The organism is Burkholderia cenocepacia (genome assembly GCF_900446215.1).
Lineage (GTDB): Bacteria > Pseudomonadota > Gammaproteobacteria > Burkholderiales > Burkholderiaceae > Burkholderia > Burkholderia cenocepacia.
The window spans coordinates 306,340-326,952 of record NZ_UAQZ01000014.1 but is presented as its reverse complement, the minus strand read 5'-3'; the positions used below and the strand labels follow the sequence as shown (position 1 = coordinate 326,952).

Here is a 20,613-nt window from a genome sequence, read left to right as displayed (position 1 = left end):
GAGATCGCATGAGCGCACGCACGGCCCGTGAGGCCGACTTCATCACGCACGACGGCGAAACGCTGTTCTATCGTCACTGGCCTGCCACAGGCGCGCGCTGCCGCGGCGCCATCGTGCTGCTGCACCGCGGCCACGAACATTCGGCGCGCGTCGCGCACCTCGTCGACGAGCTCGACCTGCCGGAGTTCGCCTTTTTTGCATGGGACGCACGCGGCCACGGCCGCTCGCCGGGCGCGCGCGGCTACAGCCCGAGCGCGGCCGCGTCGGTGCGCGACCTGCAGACCTTCGTCGAGCATATCCGCGACACGCACGGCATCGCGATCGAGGAGATGGCCGTGGTCGGCCAGAGCGTCGGCGCGGTGCTCGCGGCGACCTGGGCGCACGACTACGCGCCGCCGATCCGCGCGCTGGTCGTCGCGTCGCCGGCGTTCCACATCAAGCTCTACGTGCCGTTCGCGCGGCCCGGGCTGCGACTGATGCACAAGCTGCGCGGGCTGTTCTACGTGAACAGCTACGTGAAACCGAAATTCCTCACGCACGATCCCGAGCGAATCGCGAGCTACGCGTCCGATCCGCTGATCACGCGGCCGATCGCGGTCAACATGCTGCTCGACCTGCACGATACCGCGCAGCGGATCGTCGCCGACGCGGCCGCGATCACCGTGCCCACGCAACTGCTGATTTCGGGCGCCGACTGGGTCGTGCATCGCGGCCCGCAGGACCGCTTCTTCGAACGGCTCGGCTCGGCGCGCAAGGAGCGCATCGTGCTGCCGGGCTTCTATCACGACACGCTCGGCGAGCGCGACCGTGCACAGGCGCTCGCGCCGCTGCGCGCGTTCGTGCTGCGCGAATTCGATGCGCCGAGCCCGCGCGTGTCGCTCGTCGATGCCGACCGGCGCGGCGCGTTCCACGACGAATATGCGGCGCTCGGCCGGCCGCCGGCCAACGTGTTCGCGCGGGCGTACTGGGCGCTCACGCGCGCCGGCCTGAAAGCCGGCGGCGCGCTGTCGGACGGCATCGCGCTCGGGCTGCGGCTCGGCTTCGATTCGGGCTCGACGCTCGACTACGTGTACCGCAACCGCGCGCAGGGGCGGCTCGGCATCGGCGCGCTGATCGACCGCACGTATCTCGATTCGCCCGGCTGGGTCGGCATCCGCCAGCGCAAGGTGCATCTGCAGGAACTGATCGGCGCGGCGATCGGCCGCCTGCGCGGGCACGGCTCGCCGGTGCGGATCGTCGACATCGCGGCCGGCCACGGGCGCTACGTGCTCGACGCGATCGCAATGGCCGCCGAGCGCGACGGCGCGGCGCCCGACGACATCACGCTGCGCGACTACAGCCCGCCGAACGTCGAGGCCGGGCGCGTGCTGATCGCGCAGCGCGGCCTCGAGCCGATCGCGCGCTTCGAACGCGGCGACGCGTTCGACGAGGCGTCGCTCGTGACGCTCGAGCCGCGGCCGACGCTCGCGATCGTGTCGGGCCTGTACGAGCTGTTCGGCGAGAACGCGCTGATCGAGCGTTCGCTGCGCGGGCTCGCGCAGGCCGTGCCACCGGGCGGCTATCTCGTCTATACGGGGCAGCCGTGGCATCCGCAGCTCGAATTCATCGCCCGCGCGCTGAACAACCACCGCGGCGAATCGACCTGGGTGATGCGACGCCGTTCGCAGGCCGAAATGGACGAGCTCGTCGCGCGGGCGGGCTTCCGCAAGCTCGACCAGCGGATCGACGAGATGGGCATCTTCACGGTGAGCCTCGCGCAGCGGGTCGACGCGTCATGAGCGCGCTCGGCGGCGGCGCGGGCGGCGGGCTGACCGAGCCGGCGGCCGGCGCGCGCGACGCGTCGTTTGTGCTGCGCTTCGGCTGGCTCGCGGCGATGGGCGCGGTGTTCTTCTCGACCTACGGCTTCGCGAACTGGCTCGCGGCGCGCCGCGCCGCGGTGCCGACCTTCGCGTTCGGCTGGGAGCAGGCGATCCCGTTCGTGCCGTGGACGATCGTGCCGTACTGGTCGATCGACCTGCTGTATGCGCTGTCGTTCTTCTTCTGGACGCGCCGCGACGATCTGCTCGATCACGTGAAGCGGCTGCTGACTGTGCAGCTGGTGTCGGTCGCGTGTTTCATCGCGTGGCCGCTGCGCTTCGGCTTCGAGCGACCCGACGCGGGCGGCGTGGCCGGTGCGCTGTTCACGCTGCTGATGGGTTTCGACAAGCCGTTCAACCAGGCGCCGTCGCTGCATATCGGGTTGCTGGTCGTGCTGTGGGCCGTCTATGCGAAGCATCTGCGCGGCACGTTCGCCCGCGTCGTGCTGCATTTGTGGTTCGCGGCAATCGGCGTGTCGGTGCTGACGACCTACCAGCATCACGCGATCGACGTGCCGACCGGGGCGGCCGTCGGCTGTCTCGCACTGTTCCTGTTTCCGTTGCGCGATGCCGCGGGCCGATTGCCGGGCGCCGAGGCGTCGCCATCCGCAGCCGGCCGCGCGCTCGCGCGCCGCTACGCGTGCGGCGCCGCACTGGTCGCACTCGCGGCGCTGGCGTGCGTGCCGCGCGCGCCGGGCTGGGCGCTGGCGGCAGGGTGGGTCGCGCTGGCGCTCGCCTGCGTCGCATGGGCTTATCGACGTGGCGCGCCCGGCGCGTTCCAGAAGGATGCGCACGGACGGTTACCGGTCTTCATCGGCTGGCTGCTCGCGCCGACGATCGCCGGCGCGTTCGTCAATTCGCGGCTGTGGACGTTCCGGCAGCCGGCGCCGGTGCGGATCGACGAGCGTGTGTCGATCGGCCGGACGCCGACGACGCGCGACATCCGGCGCGACGGCTTCACCGCGCTGGTCGACCTGACCGCCGAGATGCCGCGCTGGGCGGCGGCCGATGCAGCGCTCGCGTATGCGTCGGTGCCGCAGCTCGATCTCGTCGCCCCGACCGCGGCGCAGCTCGCGCAGGCCGTCGCGGCGCTCGAACGCCTGCACGGCGAGGGGCGCGACGTACTGGTCTGCTGCGCGCTCGGCTATGGCCGCAGCGTGCTGTGCGCGGCCGCGTGGCTCGCCGCGCGGCGCGGGCTGGCCGATGCGCGCGACGCGCTGGCCGCGGTGCGCGCGGTCCGGCCGCACGCGGTGTGGTCGGATGACGGCGTGGCCGTGCTGCAGCAGTGGATCGATCGCCGTCGCGATGCGGGGCGCGTGTGATGCGCGATCCGTCGGCACCGTTCAGGATTGCCGCCGCCCGCGGCGCGCTCGACGCGGGCGCATGGGCGCTCGTGGCCGCGCTCGCCGCGGCCGGCGCGGGTGGCTGGATCGCGGCGGGCTGGGCGCCGGCGACGCTCGCCCGCGTGCTGCTGGCCGTCGTCAGCGCGGGGGCGGGGATCGCGGCGCTGTGGTACGCGGTTCGTATCGAGATCGACCGGCGGTTGTTTGCCGCGCTGGCGCGGACGGTGGGCGACGACGGGGCGGTCGACGACGGGCTCGCGGCGCTCGATCGCGCGCTCGCCGATCTGGGCTGGATCGACGCGGCGAAGGCCGGGCGCACGCTCGACGCGCGCGTGCGCGGCGCGGTCGGGCTGTGCCGGGCCGCCGTGCTGGTGGCGATCGTGCAGTGGCTCGTCGTCGGGATCGCGATCGCGGTGTCGCCGATCGGTTAGCGAGGGGCGGTGCCGGTGCGCCGCGATCGTGTTCGATGGGTTTCCTGCAGCGTCTGGTTCGGATGCGCGGTGGGTACGTTCTTCGTATGGGCGCCGTTGGCCGACCGTTTCACACTGCCGGTGCGGATAGCTGGCCGTAGCGCCCCTGTCGTTCGACCGATGTGCCGACCGGCCGCGCGCGGGCCGCGTGCGTCGCGCATGCGCGTCATCGCGGAGGCCGGGGGCGGGCGCAGCCGGAGCGCGCGATCGACGGCAACCGGCCCCGCGCCAGCGTGCTCGCAGGGGCCGGCCTCGGATTTCGCGATTTCGACCTGCGTCGCGCCGCTGCCCGCCCCGGTGGCGGATGGCGGCGTCGACGAATTGATCCAGGTCAGTTTTTCACGAAGAAAATACGTCGCGCGACGCGCGCTTGCGGTAGCATACGCGCCGCTCGCGGCAGCGCGTTCCGGGCGGCCTGCAACGGGCCGCCACCGGTGCCCCGGCCGGCCGCCGTGCGTCGGAACGACGCCGTTCCGGCCATCCGGCAGCAACGGCGCAATTCTTGCCATTCACTCTTCCTGCGCAGCATTTCCGACCGAATTGAGATTTTTTTCGCTTCTCAGTCGCGAATCACGGTAAGTTCTGTTCTATTTTTGAGATAGTGTGACGAATGGGCGGCCGCCGGTGCCAGGCGCGCCGCCGCGCGGCGAACCGATCATTGAAGAATCCGCCGCGTCGTTCCGATAAATGCAATCAGGCCATGAATGAGGGGAAGCAGAGGGGATGTGCACTTACGGGCATAGCTGCTTTGCGCGCGTCGCTTTCGACGCGCAGAAGGACGGGACCATCGTGACGAAGCGGAGCGGTGCATGAAGCCGGCCGTGTCGCTGTTCGTCCTCGCGACCGCGATGACCGGCGCTTTCCATGCGGCCGCGCTGTCGGCCGCGCCGATGCCGGCGGTGCCGGCCGCCGCTTCGACGGCCGCTGCCGGTCACGCGGCGGCGGCCGATGTCGCGCCCGCCGCGGGGCCCGTGGCCGCGCCGGCGGCGGCCAGCGCGCCGGCCGCCGGCCTGCCGGCGACGACCGTGCATGTGCCGTTCGCGTCGCTCGGCGCGTTCGATCCGCTGCGCCTGCGCGGCGCCGACGACGCGCGCACGATCAACGCCGGCGTGCGGCTCGACCGCGTGATCACCGGCGCGCGGTTGCGCCTGACCTACGCATATTCGCCGTCGCTGGTCTTTCCGCTGTCGCACCTGAAGGTGTCGGTGAACGGCGAGGTGGTCGCGACCGTCCCGTTCGACGCCGCGCGCGCGGGCCGCACGGTGACGCAAGAGATCCCGATCGATCCGCGCTACGTCTCCGATTTCAACCAGATCGGCCTGCGCCTGATCGCGCACTACACGCTCGACCATTGCGAGGATCCGTCGAACTCGGCGCTGTGGGCCGACGTGAGCCCGACGAGCGAGCTGATCCTCGACGAATCGCCGGTGCGCCTGCCGAATGATCTCGCGCTGCTGCCCGCACCGTTCTTCGACCGGCGCGACAACGGCCGCGTGCGGCTGCCGTTCGTGCTGCCGGCGACGGCCGATTCGGCGACGCTGCGCAGTGCGGGCGTGCTCGCGTCGTGGTTCGGCGCGCTGGCCGACTACCGGCATGCGCGTTTCCCGGTGTCGGCCGCGTTGCCGGCCGACGACCAGGCCGTCGTGGTCGGCACGGCCGCGACGCTGCCGGCCGGTCTCGCGCTCCCACCCGTCAACGGCCCGCTGCTCGCGGTCGCCGACAACCCGGCCGCGCCGGGGCGCAAGCTGCTGGTCGTCACGGGCCGCACGGCGGCCGAGGTCGACGACGCGGTCGCGACGCTCGTGCTGGGCCGCGCGGCATTGTCGGGGCCGGCGGCGTCGGTCGCGCACGTCGATCTGGGCGCGCCGCGCAAGCCGTACGACGCACCGCGCTGGCTGCCGGTGAACCGGCCGATCGCGTTCCGCGAGCTCGTCGACGATCCGCGCCAGCTCGAAGTGCGCGGCACGACGCCCGACGCGATCCGGCTGAACCTGCGCGTGCCGGCCGATCTGCATTCGTGGAACGGCGCGGGCGTGCCGATCACGCTGCGCTACCGCTACACGGCGCCGACCGTGCAGGACAACTCGACGCTCGCGGTCGAGATCAACGATCAGCTCGTGAAGTCGTACCGGCTCGGGCCGGCCCACGCCGAAGACGCGCACGGCCGCATGCAGCTGCCGCTGCTGTCGGTGCCGGAAGGGCGCGTGACGAGCGACGTCGACATTCCCGCGTTCCGCGTCGGCAGCGGCAACCAGCTGCAGTTCCGCTTCTCGCTCGATTCGCAGAAGACGGGCTTGTGTTCGAGCACGGCCACCGAGCCGCAGCGCGCGGCGATCGATCCGGATTCGACGATCGACTTCTCGCACTTCGTTCATTACGCGCAATTGCCGAACCTCGCGTTCTTCGCGAACAGCGGCTTCCCGTTCACGCGCTTCGCCGACCTGTCGCAGACGGCCATCGTGCTGCCCGAGCGGCCGTCGCCGCAGGAGCTCGAGGCCTACCTGACGATGCTCGGCCACATGGGCGAATGGACCGGCTTCCCGGCGCTGCGCGTGCAAGTTGCGCGGCCCGGCGACGTCGCCGCGCTGTCCGGGCACAAGGATCTGCTCGTGATCGACGGCTCGCCGGCGTCGCCGCTGCTCGCGCACTGGCGCGCGGCGCTGCCGCTCGCGATCGGCGAGCAGGGCGGCGCCGGCGGCGGCGCGACGCGCGTCGCGTTCACGGTGAAGGAGCGCTGGCGCAACGGCGTGGGCCTCGCCGACGGCGGCGCGCACATCGAACAGACGGGCCCGCTCGCGGCGCTCGCCGGTTTCGAGCTGCCGGGCAGCCGCGGCCGCAGCGTCGTCGCGCTGACGGCGACCGACCAGGCGCGCCTCGGCGATCTGCTCGACGTGTTCGAGAACGCCGGGCTCGTGTCGCAACTGCAGGGCGACCTCGCACTGGTGCGGCCGGGGCAGGTCGACAGCCTGCGGGTCGGCGAGCCTTACGTGGTCGGCTTCGTGCCGTGGTATGCGCGCGTGTGGACGGAGGCGGCGCGGCATCCGGTCGTGCTCGGCGCGGTCGGCGTCGTCGCGGGGCTGCTGCTCGCGCTCGGCGTGTTCAGCGTGCTGCAGCGCATCGCCGCGCGTCGACGGGGGATGTAACGGATGGCGCGGGCAATGACGAAGCGACGGGCAACGCGGCCGGCGCGGCGTGTCGGCGCGACGTTCGCGCTGGCGCTGGCGGTGACGTGCGCGGCGGCCGGCATGGCCACGCGCGCGCACGCCGCCGGGACTGGCGCGGCCGACGCGGCCGGCGCCGGATGCAGCGTGGCGTGGCCGCGCTGGGACGCGTTCAAGCGCGATTTCATCTCGGCCGACGGCCGCGTGATCGACGTCGGCTCGGCCGATTCGCGCACGGTATCGGAGGGGCAGGCGTATGGACTGTTCTTCGCGCTGGTCGCGAACGACCGGCGCATGTTCGACACGATCCTCGCATGGACCGAGAACAACCTCGCGCAGGGCGACCTGAGCGCGCACCTGCCTGCGTGGCTGTGGGGCCGCGCGCCCGACGGCGCGTGGCGCGTGCTCGACGCGAACCCTGCGTCGGACGCCGACCTGTGGATCGCGTATGCACTCGTCGAGGCCGGACGGCTGTGGCGCGAGCGCAGCTATACGGCCCGCGGCGCGCTGCTCGCGAAGCGCGTGCTCGACGCCGAGACGGCGACCGTGCCGGGCCTCGGCCTCACGCTGCTGCCGGGGCCGACCGGGTTCAAGCTGGCCGACGGCCAATGGCGCGTGAACCCGAGCTATTCGCCGCCGCAGGTGATTCGCGCGCTCGGCGCGCGGCTGCCCGACGACCGTCGCTGGGCCGCGCTGGCGTCCAGTACCGGGCGCGTGCTGCTCGACACCGCGCCGAAGGGGTTCTCGCCGGACTGGGCGCTGTATCGCGCGGGCAAGGGTTTCGGGCCCGATCCGGACACGCATGCGCAGAGCGCGTACAACGCGATCCGCGTGTACCTGTGGGCCGGCATGCTCGACCGTGCCGATCCGCTCGCCGCGCCGCTGCTCGCGAAGTTCGCGCCGTTCGCCGATGCCATCGCCGCGCACGGCGCGCCGCCCGAGCGGGTCGATACGACGACGGGCGTCGCGGGGCCGAACGACGGCAACGGCGGCTTCTCCGCGGCGGCCGTGCCGTTTCTCGACGCGCGCGGCCAGCACGCGCTCGCGGATGCACAGGCGGCCCGCGTCGATACGCTCGCGCGCCAGTCGGCGCCCGGCTACTACACCAGCGTGCTGACGCTGTTCGGCCTCGGTTGGCGCGACGGCCGCTACCGGTTCGGGGCGGACGGCACGCTCGACACCCGCTGGGGAGACCGTTCGTGCGCCGCCCGCTGAAGTGCGCCGCGCCGCACGTCGCGGGATTCGCATGGCTCGCGTCGTCGGTGTGCGCGGCGGCGTCGGGCCCGGCGATCGCGAACTCCGCGACTTCGGCGACACCGTCGACCTCGGCCGCCGCCGATGCGCGGCGCGAGCTCGACACCGCGCGGATGTGGGGCATCAAGCATCGCGACGATCTCGCGCGCGATGCGCTGCGCAAGGGCCTGCTGATTGCGCCGGGGGATCCCGAGCTGCTGGCCGAACAGGTGCGCGTGCTGCTGCGGTTGGGCGATGCGAAAGGCGCGCAGGCGTCGCTGGCGCGGCTGCAGGCGCAGTCGCCGAATGTGCCGGCCACGCGGCGGGTGGCCGACGAATACCGCGTCGCGACGAGCGGGCGCGGCGAGATGGCGCAGATCCGGCTGCTCGCGCGCAGCGGCCGTGCCGACGAGGCGGCACGACGGATCGTCGCGCTGTTTCCGAACGGCGCACCAGCGGGCGCGCTCGGCGCCGAGTATTACCAGATCGTGTCCAATGCGCCGGGCGGGCGTGAGCCGGCGATCGCCGCGCTGCGCCGCGCGATCGCGGCCGATCCGGGCGACACGAGCGCATCGGTCGCGCTCGCGCGGCTGTTGAACCAGCGCGACGACACGCGCGCGGAAGCGAACCGGATCGCCGCGTCGCTCGCGCAGCGCACCGACGCGGACCACACGGAAGCGATGGCGCTGTGGCGGCGCGTGCTGCAATCGGCGGGCAGCGATCCCGCGTATCTCGACGCGCTGCACGCGTATCTCGCGCTCGCGCCGGACGACACCGAATTCCGCGACCGCGCCGCCGGCCTCGATCGGCAGCGCGACGCGCGGCGTCGGCTCGAACGCGATCCCGACTACATCGCGCAACAGCGCGGGCTGCAGGCACTCGCGCGCGGCGACCTGGCCGCCGCCGATCCGCTGCTCGCGCGCGCCGCGCGGGCGCGGGCGGACGACGCCGACGCGCTGGGCGGGCTCGGCCTGCTGCGGCTGCGCGAGGGGCGGCACGACGAAGCGCGCGTGCTATTCGCGCGGGCCGCGACGCGTGCGACCGACCAGCGCGGCAAATGGCAAAGCCTCGCGCGTACCGCGCAGTTCTGGGGGTTGCTCGCCCAAGGCCGTGAAGCGGCCAGTGCGGGGCGCCCGAAGGAGGCCGAGCGCGCCGCGCGGGCGGCGCTCGCGATGCAGCCGGACAACCCGGACGCGAAGTTGCAGCTCGCCGATGCGCTGCTCGCGCAGCGCGACTGGGCGCAGGCGGAGCCGTTGCTGCGCGGCTTGCTGGCCGCGCGTTCGCCGAGCCTGTCGGCCGTGCGCGACACGGCCACGCTGTACGAAAACACCGGCCGCGCGGACCGGATCGGCCCGTTGCTCGACGCGCTGCAAGGGCGCGTGACGGGCGCCGACGACCGCCGCGCGCTCGACGGCCTGCGCAGCGACCTGCTCGCGAACGAGGCGCGCGCGCTGGCCGACAAGGGCGCACGCGGGCCGGCCGCGCAGCGCTACGAGGCGGCCGTGCGCGCGGCGCCCGACGCGCCGTGGACGCGCTTCGCGCTCGCGCGCCTCTATCGCGACATGGGGCTGCCGCAGCTCGGCCGCACGGTGATGGACGACGGGCTCGCGCAGCGCGATACGCCCGAGATGCGCTACGCGAACGCGCTGTACCGCAACTCGCTCGACGATGTCGCGGGCGCTCAAGCCGTGTTGGCGCCGGTCGACGACGCGCACCGTTCGGACGGGATGCGCGCACTGGCGCGCAAGCTCGATGCCGAAAGCGCGCTGGCCGACGCACGCAGCGCGCACGCACGCGGCGACCGCGCGGCATTCGCCGCCACGCTCGCGCACGCGCAGGCGAGCGCACCGGACGATCCCGACATGCTCGCCGCGATCGGCGCGCAGTGGATCGACGCGGGCGAACCCGAGCGCGGCCTCGCGCCGCTGCGCGACTGGATCGCCGCGCATCCGCGCGAAGCCGACGCGGACGTGCGGCTGCGCTACGGCGACCTGCTCGGCCGCGCGGGGCGCGACGACGCGCTCGCCGCGTGGCTCGACACGCTGCGCCGCGACTCGTCGCTGACGCCCGCGCAGACCGCGCGGCTCGAGGATCAGTCGCTGCGGCTCGTGCTGCGGCAGACCGACGACGCGATCGCGCGACAGGACTACGCACAGGCGCGCACGCTGCTCGACCGCGCGAGCCCGGCCGGCCGGGCGGACAAGCGTTACGCGCTCGAACTCGCCGATCTCGAACGCGCGCAGGGCCATTACGATGCCGCGCGCGATGCGCTCGCGCCGGTCGTGGCGCGCACGCCCGACGATGCCGATGTGCAGCTCGCGCTCGCCCGGAGCGACGAGGACAGCGGCAACCGTGCCGCCGCACGCGCGCGCGTGCAGGCCGTGCTGGCGCGCACGCCGGACGACGACGTTGACACGCAACTGTCGGCCGTGCGCCGCCTGAACGCGCTGCGCCGCCCGGACGAAGCCGCGCAGGTCACCGACCGGCTGCAGGCCGCGTATCCGGCGCGCGCCGACGTGACGGTCGCCGCCGGACGCGTGGCCGAGGCGCAGGGGCGCTATGACGACGCGGCGTCGCTGTACCGGCTGTCGCAGTCGCAGGAACGCGCGACGGGCGTGAGCCCGGGCCGCGACGGGTTGACGCCCGCGCAGGCCGCGTTCGCGGATCTGCAGCAGCGGCGCAATCCCGAGATCGAGACCGGCTGGATACCCGCGTACAAATCGGGCGACGAAGGCATCTCGTCGTATCGCGCGCAGCAGGTGCCGATCTATATGCAGATGCCGGTCCGTTACGACGGGCACGTGTTCGCGCAGATCGACACCGTGCATCTCGACCCGGGCACGCTCGACACGAGCAACCCGGACGCCTATTCGCTGAAGACGTTCGGCACCTACGCGGCGCTCCGCGCGCAAAACGGGTTGCCGCCGCCATTCCAGCTGAATCAGCCGGCCGCCGCGCTGCTCGCGAATCCGCCGGGTTCGCTGCACCAGTCGACGACGGGCGTCGCGCTCGGCGCCGGCTATCTGTCGGACGCGTGGCGCGTCGATCTCGGCACGTCGCCGCTCGGCTTCCCCGTGCACTACCTGGTCGGCGGCGTGCGCTATCGCTTCGACGCGGGCCCCGCGATCTTCTCGGTGAATGCGTCGCGAAGGCCGGAAACGAGCAGCGTGCTGTCGTACGCGGGGATGCGCGACCCGTGGACCGGCGCGGTGTGGGGCGGCGTGCGCCGCGACGGCGTGAACCTGCGTGCGTCGGTCGACGTCGGCCGCACGAACCTGTTCGCGGAGCTCGGCGCGGGCGTGCTGTCCGGCCGCAACGTCGAACGCAACGCGGAAGTCACGCTGCGCACCGGCTTCACGGTGCCCGTGTACGAGCGCGCGACGATGAAGCTCAGCACGGGGCTCGTCGGCAATGCGTGGCACTACGCGCAGAACCTGCGTTACTACACGTACGGGCAGGGCGGCTACTACAGCCCGCAACGCTACCTGTCGCTCGGCGTGCCGATCGAATGGGCGGGGCGGCGCGATGCGCTGTCGTGGGACCTGACCGTTACCGGCGGGATCTCGAACAGCTACGAAAAGGATTCGCTGTATTACCCGACGTTCTCGGACCAGCGCGCCGCGCAGGTGGCGGCCGGGTTCGTCTATGCGGGCAGCTCGACGCGCGGCGTGTCGTTTTCTTACGGCGTGAACGGCATCGTCGAGTATCGCGTGAACCCGCACCTGAGCGTCGGCGCGCAGTTGCACATCGACCGGTCGCACGACTATGCGCCGAGCTCGGCGCTCGTGTATTTGCGCTATGCGTTCGATGCGCGCGCGCCGCGCAGCTGGCTCGTCACGCCGACGCCGGTGCGGCTTTATTCGGATTACTAGGGACTAGGGGAACGCCGTGACTACGGAATTCGATGCCACCCGCCTCGCGCCCGGCGCCACCAGCCTGGTCGATCGCCTGCGCGCGTCGTTGCGCATGGGGCCGGCGGGCGGCCGCGCCGGCGCGTTGAGCCGGCTCGCGATCGACGGCCTGCCCGATACCTGGACGCAACTGGAAGCCGGCGGCCTGTATGCGATCTACGCGGCCGCCGGCACGCCGGGCTGCGATGCGCTCGTGTGGGAAAGCGCGCGCCAGGCGCGCACGCGCGACGTCACGGTCGTGCTGGCGCGCGATCCGGCGCGCGTCGCCGCGCAGATGGCCTCGCTCGGCTTCGCGGGCGGCGCGCAGCCGGCCGGCTGGCCGCGCAACCTGAACGTATTGGCGATGCCGCCGGCGGCCGGGCCGGCCGACGACGGTGTGGATGCCGGTGCGGCCGGCGGCACGCCGCGTCGCGCGGCACCGGGCCCGTTCGCGCGGCTGACCGGCGGCTTGCGCGCGATGAAGCGCTACGGGCTGCATGCCCGTTCGCTGTATTTCGTCGAAGGCGCCCAGCGCTGGTTCAGCTGGGACGATCCGGTCGCGCTCGCGGACGAAGCGCACGCGCTGGCCGACTGGTGCCGCACGCGCCGGATCGCGCTCGTGCTGCTGCTCGACCCCGAAGCGACCCGCGCGGGCGGCGACGCGCGCGCCGACGATGCGCCGCTCGTGCGCGATGCCGATCGCACGCCGCGCAGCGGCTTTCACGGCATCTGCTCGGGCGTCGCGCAGTTGCAGCGCACGCATGGCGAGCTGCTGTGGATCGTCGATTTCTGGCGCGCGGGCGACACGCTCGCGGCCGGCGAGGTGCGGCCGCTGCGCTTCGCGCCGGGCGGCCGGCTGTCGGCGAGCGTCGATGGCGGCGCGACCGAACCGGCGCGCCGGATGAAGCTCGCGAGTGACGAGGATCGCGTGGTGGTCAGCCGCGCGGTGGTCGACGGCGCGAGCCGCGTGCCGGACGGCTGGGAGATCGTCGACGACAATGCGGCCGTCGTCGCCGCGTGCGCGAGCGCGCAGGCCGCGACCGCGGTACTCGTGTTCCGCTCGCATGCGCAACTCGAAGCGCTGTGCGCGGACGTGCACGCGCTGCGCCGGCAGTGCGGCGGCGCGCTGAAGATCGCGGTCGTCGAGCGCGGCGAGGTGCTGCGCCACCAGTTCGAGGTGCTCGTGCTGAGCGTCGGCGCGAACCGGGTCGTCGCGCGCGACTTGCCCGTCTCGCGGATGCAGGCCGCCGTGCATGCGCTGCGCGGCCAGCTCTACGCGCGGCCCGTCGCGGCCGACTATCGCGCGGCGCTCGCGGCCGCGCTCGGCGATTCGGTGCTCGGCTATCTGCCGGTCGGCGCGTTCTGCCAGCGGATTCGCGCGGTGCTCGATCGCGGCGCGGTGCTCGCGCTGCCGCATACGCTCGCGAAGCTCACGCTGTTGCCGGGCGTGTCGCACGTCGATGCGTTGCGGCACTGCCGGCCGCGTCGCGCGGGCGACGTCGTGACGGCCGATGCGGCGCACCTGTTCGTGTTCCTGTTCGCGTGCGAGCCGGTCGACGCCGACGATGCGCTCGCGCGGATTTTCGACGTGCCGGTCGATACGCTGTCCGACCGCGTCGTGTGCCTCGGGCAGGGCAGCATCGATACCGAGCTCGAGACGCTGAAGGCCGCGAACCGGCGCGCGCCGATCGCCGACTACAGCGACCTGTTCGCGGCGCCGCAGCCGGCGGGCGCCGCGCGCGCATCGACCGCGCCCGCCGAGCCCGGTGCGGCGTTGCCCGACGCGAGCGAGGTGAGCGCCGCGATCGACGCGATCGATACCCTCGTCGCGCTCGACGCGATGGGCGTGCCGCAGCAGGCCACGCCCGCCGCCGTCGAGGCCGGCGTCGCGTCGACGCCGGACCCCGTCATTCCCGCCGCGCGTGCGCGCGGCGCCGTCCGCAGCGCGATGCCGCTGCGCAAGCAGGAGGACGCATGATCGCCGAACTCGTCATCGGCTTCATCGTCGGTATCGTGATCGCGGTGCCGGTATGGATCGTCGCGCAGCACCTCGGCGTCGGCCGCGGCTTCCACGCGCCGCGCGGCATCGACCGCCGCGACGCGGTGCCGTGCGCACTCGTGCCGGTCGCGCTGCGCGGCCGCCTGCTGCCGGGCGCCGGCAACGAAGGCGGCGAACTCAACGAGCGCGACAGCAAGGCGCCACGATGAAAACGATCGCCCTCACCTCGACGACGGGCGGCGCGGGCCGCACGACGCTCGCCGCCGCGCTCGCGGTACTGCTCGCGCGCCGCGGCCGGCCGGTCGTCGCCGTCGAATTCGATGCACAGAACCTGATGGGCGCGACGCTCGGCCTCGATACGCTGGCCGAACACGGTCTCGCGCACAGCCTGCTGGGCGGCGCCGAACCGTGGCACGCGCACACGTGGCGCAACGCAGACGGCGTGCTGTTCGTGCCGTACGGGCAAGTCGATGCGGCGGAGGCCGCCGCGTGCGATGCGCGGCTCGTGGCCGATCCGGCGTGGCTGCCGCGCGCGCTCGACGAGATCGCGCTGCCGGCCGATGGCGTCGTGCTGGTCGACACCGCCCGCTATCCGTCGCCGCAGGCCGCGCAGGCGATCCGTTGCGCGGACCTGACGCTCGTCGTCGTGCCGCCGGAGCCGGTCGCGTGCGCGACGACGGCCGCGCGGCTCGGCGCGTTGCGGGCCGGCCGCGGCGAACTGCAGATCGTCGTGAACCGGCTGAACCCGGCGCGCGACATGCAGCGCGACGCGCTGGCGATGCTGCGTGCGGTCGCGGGGCCGGCGTCGATGCTCGAGCAGCGCATCCACGTCGACGCGGCCGTGCCCGAGGCGCTCGCGCGCGGCAGCTGGATCTTCGACGACGCGCCGTATTCGCAGGCGTCGCACGACCTGAACGGCGTCGCGAACTGGGTCGACACGTGGCTCGCGGCGACCGTCGCGGGCCGTACCGGAGCGGGGCGATGAACGCCGTGTTCGGCGCGCAACTGCGTGCGTTCGGCCGGCGCGTGGCCGACTGGTGCGCGCGCGGCATCGGGCTGCCGTCGGAACGCACGCGGGTGGACTGGCTCGTGCGGCTGTTTTTCCACGCGCCGCCGCCTGGCCGGCCCGATCACGTACGCCGCTGGGTGCGTGTCGCGTTCCTGCGGCTCGCGCACGACTGGGGCGTGCTGCAGCCGCTCAGCGTGCGCGAATGGCTGTGGCGCGCGATCGTGCGCGCGCCGCGCGTGGCCGACGGCCGTCCCGCGCGCGATCCGCTCGCGTGGTTCGACACGTTCGTGGTGCCCGTCTACGTGGCCGGGCGCGCGCTCGGCAGGCGCATCAACGCGATGCTCGAGCGTCTGCCGTGGGCGCGCTGGGGCGGCTGGCTCGATGCGCGCGCGAACGGCGTCGGCCGGCGCCGCTGGCTCGCGCCGCTGCTGCTGGTGGCCGGCGCCGTGCTGTGGGCCGCGGCCGGGATGTCGCCGCTGATGCCCGGCGCGCAGTTCGCGTTCTTCGCGATCGTCGCGGTGCTCGCGCTCGCGCTGCGCCGCCTGCCGGGCCATTTGCCGACCCTTGCGCTCGCGTCGCTCGCGCTGCTCGCGGCGGTGCGCTACGTGTGGTGGCGCACGACCCAGACGCTCGACTTCCGCAGCCCGGTCGAAGCCGTCGCCGGTTACCTGCTGTATGGCGCCGAAGCCTATACGTGGATGATCCTGCTGCTCGGCTTCGTGCAGACCGCGTGGCCGCTCGACCGGCCGATCGTGCCGCTGCCCGACGATCCGGACAACTGGCCGACCGTCGACGTCTATATCCCGACCTACAACGAGCCGCTGTCGGTCGTGAAGCCGACCGTGTTCGCCGCGCAGAGCATCGACTGGCCGAGCGCGAAACTGCGCGTATACCTGCTCGATGACGGCCGCCGTCCGGAATTCGCGGCATTCGCGGCCGAGGCCGGCATCGATTACCTGACGCGCGACGACAACCTTCACGCGAAGGCCGGCAACATCAACCGCGCACTGCCGAAGACGCACGGCGAGTACATCGCGATCTTCGACTGCGATCACGTGCCGACGCGCTCGTTCCTGCAGACGACGATGGGCGTGTTCCTGCGCGACCCGAAGTGCGCGCTGGTGCAGACGCCGCACCATTTCTTCTCGCCCGATCCGTTCGAGCGCAACCTCGGCACGTTCCGCGAGATCCCGAACGAGGGCAACCTGTTCTACGGCCTCGTGCAGTCCGGCAACGACCTGTGGAACGCGACGTTCTTCTGCGGCTCATGCGCGGTGCTCAAGCGCAGCGCGCTGGAGGAGGTCGGCGGCGTCGCGGTCGAGACCGTGACCGAGGATGCGCATACGGCGCTCAAGCTGCACCGGCGCGGCTATACGTCGGCGTACCTGCCGACCGTGCAGGCGGCCGGCCTCGCGACCGAAAGCCTCGCGGGCCACGTGAAGCAGCGCACGCGCTGGGCGCGCGGGATGGCGCAGATCTTCCGCATCGACAACCCGTTCCTCGGGCGCGGGCTCGGCCTGATCCAGCGGATCTGCTACGGCAACGCGATGCTGCATTTCTTCTACGGGATTCCGCGGCTGGTGTTCCTGACGATCCCGCTCGCGTACCTGTTCTTCCACCTGTACTTCATCAACGCGTCGTCGCTGGCGCTCGCGAGCTACGTGATCCCGTATCTCGTGCTTGCGAACATCGCGAACTCGCGGATGCAGGGCCGCTACCGGCATTCGTTCTGGGCCGAGGTCTACGAATCGGTGCTCGCGTGGTACATCGCGCTGCCGACCACCGTCGCGTTCTTCAGCCCGAAGCACGGCAAGTTCAACGTGACCGACAAGGGCGGCAAGATCGACGAAGGCTACGTCGACTGGTCGACGTCGAAGCCGTATCTCGTGCTGTTCGCGCTGAACGTGCTCGCGATCGCCGCCGGCCTGTGGCGGCTCGTGGCCGACCAGGGTGACGAGGCGTCGACGATCCTGATCACGCTCGGCTGGACCGTGTACAACCTCGCGATGCTCGGCGCGGCGCTGGCCGTCGCGCGCGAGACCAGGCAGGTGCGCGTCACGCACCGGATCGCGATGCGCGTGCCGGCGATGCTGCTGCTCGCCGACGGCTCGACCGCCGCGTGCTTCACGAGCGACTACTCGACCGGCGGTCTCGGGCTCGAAGCGGTGCCCGGGCTGCCGCTCGCCGTCGGCGACACGCTGACGGTGTGCGTGACGCGCGGCGACCGCGCGTTCCCGTTCCCGGTGCGCGTGACGCGCGTGACGTCGACCCATGTCGGCGTGAGTTTCGACGAACTGACGCTCGAACAGGAACGCCAGCTCGTGCAATGCACGTTCGGCCGCGCGGATGCGTGGCTCGACTGGCATGAAGGCGCGCGGCCCGACACGCCGCTCGGCGGGCTCAAGGAAGTGCTGCGGATCGGGCTGGACGGTTACGTACGAATGTGGAAGGGTGCGGCGCGCGGCGTGCAGACGATGCTCGCGCCGAAACTCGATCGCGCGCGCGACTGACGCGGCGCGCATCATGGAGTGGGTTAGATGACGTTCTGGAATCTGTATTTCATCCTGAAGTTCGCGCTGTTCGCGACCGGGCACCTGCAGCCGTTCTGGCTCGCGAACCTCGCATTCGCGGTGGCGCTGGCGGCGAGCGCGCCGCTGCGCGCGCGTGCGTGGCGCATCGTCCGGCAGGTCGTGGCGATCGCGATTGCGGTGCCGCTGCTCGCGCGCGAGCTGCATGCGCCGCCGCTCGCCCGTCTCGCGGAGGCTGCGCGCGAAGTCAGCACGTTCCGCCTCGACTACTGGATGGAACTGCTGCCGCGTCTGTTGCCGCCGGTGCTGGCGCTGACGATCGTCGGCGTGCTGATCGTCTATTTCATCGTCAATCGCTGGCTGCGCGTCGCGACGTTCGTGCTGGCCGCGCTGATCGTGATGCCGCTGTGGCAGGCCGGCAGCGGGCTGATGGCGCGCGTCGTCGCGCCGGCCCAGCCGCAGGCGAACGTGGCGGGCGCCACGCGCGTCGACCAGCCCGAGGACCACAACGCGGCGCTCGCGACGTTCCGCGCGCAGGAGTCGCAGCGGCAGGTCGCGTTCGGCCATCTCGGCAGCGATCCGGCCGCGCAGTTCGACGTGATCGTGTTGCACATCTGCTCGCTGTCTTGGGACGACCTCGATGCGGCGAAGGTGCGCAACCACCCGATGCTGAGCCACTTCGACTACCTGTTCACGAACTTCAGCACGGCCGCGAGCTACAGCGGCCCGGCGGCGATCCGCGTGCTGCGCGCGAGCTGCGGGCAGGAAGCGCATGCGGACCTGTACAAGCCCGCACCGCAGCAGTGCCATTTGTTCTCGCAACTGGCGGGCGCGGGCTACACCGTGCAGTCGCTGCTGAACCACGACGGCCATTTCGACAACTTCCTGCAGGTGATCCACGACAACATCGGCGTGCCCGATGCGCCGATGATCTCGAACGCAGCCGCGCCCGTCGCGATGCACGCGTTCGACGGCTCGGCGATCAAGGACGACTATGCGACGCTCGCGAACTGGTACGCGCAGCGTGCGGCGGTGCCGGGGCCGGTCGCGCTGTACTACAACACGATCAGCCTGCACGACGGCAACCGCGTCGTCGGCAGCGCGCTGACGAGCATCGACTCGTATCCGCAGCGCGCGACGAAAATGATGACCGATTTCGATCGTCTCGCCGACCTGATCGCGCAATCGGGCCGCCGCGCGGTGATCGTGTTCGTGCCCGAGCACGGCGCCGCGTTGCGCGGCGACAAGAACCAGGTCGCGGGCCTGCGCGAGATTCCGACGCCGCGCATCGTGCACGGGCCGGTCGGCGTGCGGCTCGTCGGCTTCGCCGGCAACCACGGCGCGACGACCGTGATCGAGCAGCCGACCAGCTTCCTCGCGCTCGCGCAGTTGCTGTCGAACCTCGTGTCGAACAGCCCGTTCAAGCCGGGCGCGACGCTCGCGCAATACGCGGCCGATTTGCCGCGCACGCGGATGATCGGCGAGAACGAGGGCACGGTGACGATGCAGACGGCCGCGGGTTACGCGGTGAAAACTCCGGATGGCGTATGGATCGACGAACAGTAACGATCGCCGGCGAAGGCGACGACGAGCGCCTGTCGCAACCGAACGACGTGATCGGCCTCGCGCGGCATCTGCCCGCGCTCGATCCCGAACGCTATGTCGACGAACAGGCGCGCCGCGCGTTCGATGCGTCGCTCGATCGCTGGCCGACGCTCGCGAAGCTGATGGGACTGAAGCGGTAAACGCACGACGGCCGGCGTGGCGGCCGGCCGTCGTCGGCGGGTCGGGGCGCGCCGCTTACTGCGTTCGGCGTTCCGGCTGGCGCGTCCATTCGCCTTCTTCGCCCGGCACCTTGCCGAACGTCTGATCGGCCCATGCGGCACGCGCCGCGTCGATCTTCGCGCGTTCGCTCGACACGAAATTCCATTCGATGAACCGCTCGCCCGGCAGGTGGGCGCCGCCGAGCAGCATCGCGCGTGCGCCGTGCGCGCTCGCGAGCGCGACGGTCGCGCCCGGTTCGAGCACGGCCATCGTCGCCGGGGCGAGCGGCGTGCCGTCGACGGTGAGGTCGCCGTCGACGAGATATACGCCGCGTTCGTCGTGCTCCGCATCGAGCGCGAGCTGCCCGCCCGACGCGAATTCCGCAACCGCATAAAGCGTGGGCGAGAACACGGCGACCGGCGACGCGAGTCCGAACGCGGTGCCCGCGATCACGCGCACGGTCGCGCCGTCGCGCGTGAACGACGGCAGCGTGTCGGCCGCGTGGTGGACGAACGCGGGCGCGGTGTCTTCATGCTCGACCGGCAGCGCGACCCAGGTCTGGATGCCGTGTACCGGCTGCTCGCGCGGCCGATCCTCGTCGGGCGAGCGCTCCGAATGCACGATGCCGCGGCCGGCCGTCATCCAGTTCACGTCGCCCGGCACGATCTTCTGCCGGAAGCCGAGGCTGTCGTGATGCATCAGCGAGCCGTCGAACAGGTAGGTGACGGTCGCGAGCCCGATGTGCGGATGCGGCAGCACGTCGATGCCGCGGCCGGCCGGCAGCATCGCGGGCCCCATTTCGTCGAAGAAGATGAACGGGCCGACGAGGCGCGCGGCGAGCGCGGGCAGCACGCGGCGCACGACGAGGTTGCCGATGTCGCTTTCGCGCGGCGTGAGCAGGGTCTTGATCGAGGCGGACATGACGGGAATCTCGTGACGGTGGCGGGCAGCGATCAGGCGATCGCCGTGTCGATCGTGATCGGATGCGTGAGGATCTTGTGGACCGGGCACGCGTTCGCGATCTGCAGCAGGCGTTCGCGCTGCTCGTCGGTCAGGTCGCCGTCGAGCGTGATGCGGCGCACGATCGTGCTGCCTGCGCTGCCCGATTCGTGCGCGAGCTTCACGTGCACTTCGGCGAGCGGCCAGCCTTTTCGTTGCGCATACATCTTCAGCGTGATCGCGGTGCAGGCGCCGAGGCTTGACAGCAGCAGCGCGACGGGCGTCGGCGCCGCATCGCCGCCGCCGAGCGACGCGGGTTCGTCGGCGCGCCACTGATGGACGCCGTCGGTGAAGTGGACGAGGTAATCGACCGAGCCGATGCTCGCTTCGACGGACAGTTCGCTCATTGCGGTTCCAGGTG

General features: G+C 72.1%; 14 protein-coding genes. 12 read left to right on the top strand and 2 right to left on the bottom strand.

Features of this window, described 5'->3' with window-relative positions; all coding sequences use genetic code 11:
- Positions 1 to 8: 8 nt before the first annotated feature.
- The 12 genes from DTA15_RS28195 (at position 9) to DTA15_RS28135 (ending at position 19,234) form a co-directional block, all read left to right on the top strand.
- Positions 9 to 1,778 (top strand): bifunctional alpha/beta hydrolase/class I SAM-dependent methyltransferase, encoded by a 1,770-nt coding sequence (locus DTA15_RS28195; RefSeq protein WP_006481856.1) that lies wholly within the window; start codon positions 9 to 11, stop codon positions 1,776 to 1,778.
- A complete protein-coding gene (locus tag DTA15_RS28190) occupies positions 1,775 to 3,178 on the top strand; it encodes a phosphatase PAP2/dual specificity phosphatase family protein (protein ID WP_012492525.1) in 1,404 nt (467 codons plus the stop codon). Before DTA15_RS28195 ends, DTA15_RS28190 begins: the two co-directional genes overlap by 4 nt.
- On the top strand, positions 3,178 to 3,630 hold the full coding sequence (locus DTA15_RS28185) for a hypothetical protein (RefSeq protein ID WP_012492526.1): 453 nt from the start codon (positions 3,178 to 3,180) through the stop codon (positions 3,628 to 3,630). Before DTA15_RS28190 ends, DTA15_RS28185 begins: the two co-directional genes overlap by 1 nt.
- An 848-nt stretch (positions 3,631 to 4,478) precedes the next feature.
- Positions 4,479 to 6,812, top strand: a complete 2,334-nt coding sequence (bcsB, locus tag DTA15_RS28175; protein ID WP_012492527.1) for a cellulose biosynthesis cyclic di-GMP-binding regulatory protein BcsB — start codon at positions 4,479 to 4,481, stop codon at positions 6,810 to 6,812.
- Between the two features lie 3 nt (positions 6,813 to 6,815).
- Positions 6,816 to 8,045 carry a cellulose synthase complex periplasmic endoglucanase BcsZ gene (gene bcsZ, locus DTA15_RS28170; RefSeq protein ID WP_034195702.1) on the top strand — a complete coding sequence of 410 codons (1,230 nt, stop codon included), beginning with the start codon at positions 6,816 to 6,818 and terminating at the stop codon, positions 8,043 to 8,045.
- Positions 8,030 to 11,935, top strand: coding sequence for a cellulose synthase subunit BcsC-related outer membrane protein (locus tag DTA15_RS28165; protein WP_020979845.1), 3,906 nt, complete (start codon positions 8,030 to 8,032; stop codon positions 11,933 to 11,935). The genes bcsZ and DTA15_RS28165 overlap by 16 nt, the downstream gene beginning before the upstream one ends.
- 16 nt (positions 11,936 to 11,951) lie before the next feature.
- Positions 11,952 to 13,931, top strand: coding sequence for a cellulose biosynthesis protein BcsE (gene bcsE / locus DTA15_RS28160; RefSeq protein WP_006499000.1), 1,980 nt, complete (start codon positions 11,952 to 11,954; stop codon positions 13,929 to 13,931).
- Positions 13,928 to 14,161 (top strand): hypothetical protein, encoded by a 234-nt coding sequence (locus tag DTA15_RS28155; protein WP_012492530.1) that lies wholly within the window; start codon positions 13,928 to 13,930, stop codon positions 14,159 to 14,161. Before bcsE ends, DTA15_RS28155 begins: the two co-directional genes overlap by 4 nt.
- Complete coding sequence (gene bcsQ, locus DTA15_RS28150) at positions 14,158 to 14,937, top strand: cellulose biosynthesis protein BcsQ (RefSeq protein ID WP_012492531.1); 780 nt, start codon at positions 14,158 to 14,160, stop codon at positions 14,935 to 14,937. Before DTA15_RS28155 ends, bcsQ begins: the two co-directional genes overlap by 4 nt.
- Positions 14,934 to 17,471, top strand: a complete 2,538-nt coding sequence (gene bcsA, locus DTA15_RS28145) for a UDP-forming cellulose synthase catalytic subunit (RefSeq protein WP_006482677.1) — start codon at positions 14,934 to 14,936, stop codon at positions 17,469 to 17,471. Before bcsQ ends, bcsA begins: the two co-directional genes overlap by 4 nt.
- 27 nt (positions 17,472 to 17,498) lie before the next feature.
- Entirely contained in the window at positions 17,499 to 19,055 is a 1,557-nt protein-coding gene (gene bcsG / locus DTA15_RS28140; protein WP_006482675.1) for a cellulose biosynthesis protein BcsG, read from the top strand.
- Positions 19,037 to 19,234 (top strand): hypothetical protein, encoded by a 198-nt coding sequence (locus DTA15_RS28135; RefSeq protein WP_006482672.1) that lies wholly within the window; start codon positions 19,037 to 19,039, stop codon positions 19,232 to 19,234. Before bcsG ends, DTA15_RS28135 begins: the two co-directional genes overlap by 19 nt.
- A 55-nt stretch (positions 19,235 to 19,289) precedes the next feature.
- Here the strand turns inward: DTA15_RS28135 and DTA15_RS28130 are convergent, their stop codons facing one another.
- Both DTA15_RS28130 and DTA15_RS28125 read right to left on the bottom strand, forming a co-directional pair.
- On the bottom strand, positions 19,290 to 20,174 hold the full coding sequence (locus DTA15_RS28130; RefSeq protein ID WP_006482682.1) for a pirin family protein: 885 nt from the start codon (positions 20,172 to 20,174) through the stop codon (positions 19,290 to 19,292).
- A 32-nt stretch (positions 20,175 to 20,206) separates the two neighbouring features.
- A complete protein-coding gene (locus DTA15_RS28125; protein WP_006482674.1) occupies positions 20,207 to 20,599 on the bottom strand; it encodes an OsmC family protein in 393 nt (130 codons plus the stop codon).
- Positions 20,600 to 20,613 lie beyond the last annotated feature (14 nt).

Excerpts from the sequence above, each read along its gene's own strand:
- DTA15_RS28195 (WP_006481856.1), top strand. The coding sequence starts at position 9 with ATGAGCGCACGCACGGCCCGTGAGGCCGACTTCATCACGCACGACGGC.
- DTA15_RS28190 (WP_012492525.1), top strand. The coding sequence starts at position 1,775 with ATGAGCGCGCTCGGCGGCGGCGCGGGCGGCGGGCTGACCGAGCCGGCG.
- DTA15_RS28185 (WP_012492526.1), top strand. The coding sequence starts at position 3,178 with ATGCGCGATCCGTCGGCACCGTTCAGGATTGCCGCCGCCCGCGGCGCG.
- bcsB (WP_012492527.1), top strand. The coding sequence starts at position 4,479 with ATGAAGCCGGCCGTGTCGCTGTTCGTCCTCGCGACCGCGATGACCGGC.
- bcsZ (WP_034195702.1), top strand. The coding sequence starts at position 6,816 with ATGGCGCGGGCAATGACGAAGCGACGGGCAACGCGGCCGGCGCGGCGT.
- DTA15_RS28155 (WP_012492530.1), top strand. The coding sequence starts at position 13,928 with ATGATCGCCGAACTCGTCATCGGCTTCATCGTCGGTATCGTGATCGCG.
- bcsQ (WP_012492531.1), top strand. The coding sequence starts at position 14,158 with ATGAAAACGATCGCCCTCACCTCGACGACGGGCGGCGCGGGCCGCACG.
- bcsA (WP_006482677.1), top strand. The coding sequence starts at position 14,934 with ATGAACGCCGTGTTCGGCGCGCAACTGCGTGCGTTCGGCCGGCGCGTG.
- bcsG (WP_006482675.1), top strand. The coding sequence starts at position 17,499 with ATGACGTTCTGGAATCTGTATTTCATCCTGAAGTTCGCGCTGTTCGCG.
- DTA15_RS28135 (WP_006482672.1), top strand. The coding sequence starts at position 19,037 with ATGGATCGACGAACAGTAACGATCGCCGGCGAAGGCGACGACGAGCGC.
- DTA15_RS28130 (WP_006482682.1), bottom strand. The coding sequence starts at position 20,174 with ATGTCCGCCTCGATCAAGACCCTGCTCACGCCGCGCGAAAGCGACATC.
- DTA15_RS28125 (WP_006482674.1), bottom strand. The coding sequence starts at position 20,599 with ATGAGCGAACTGTCCGTCGAAGCGAGCATCGGCTCGGTCGATTACCTC.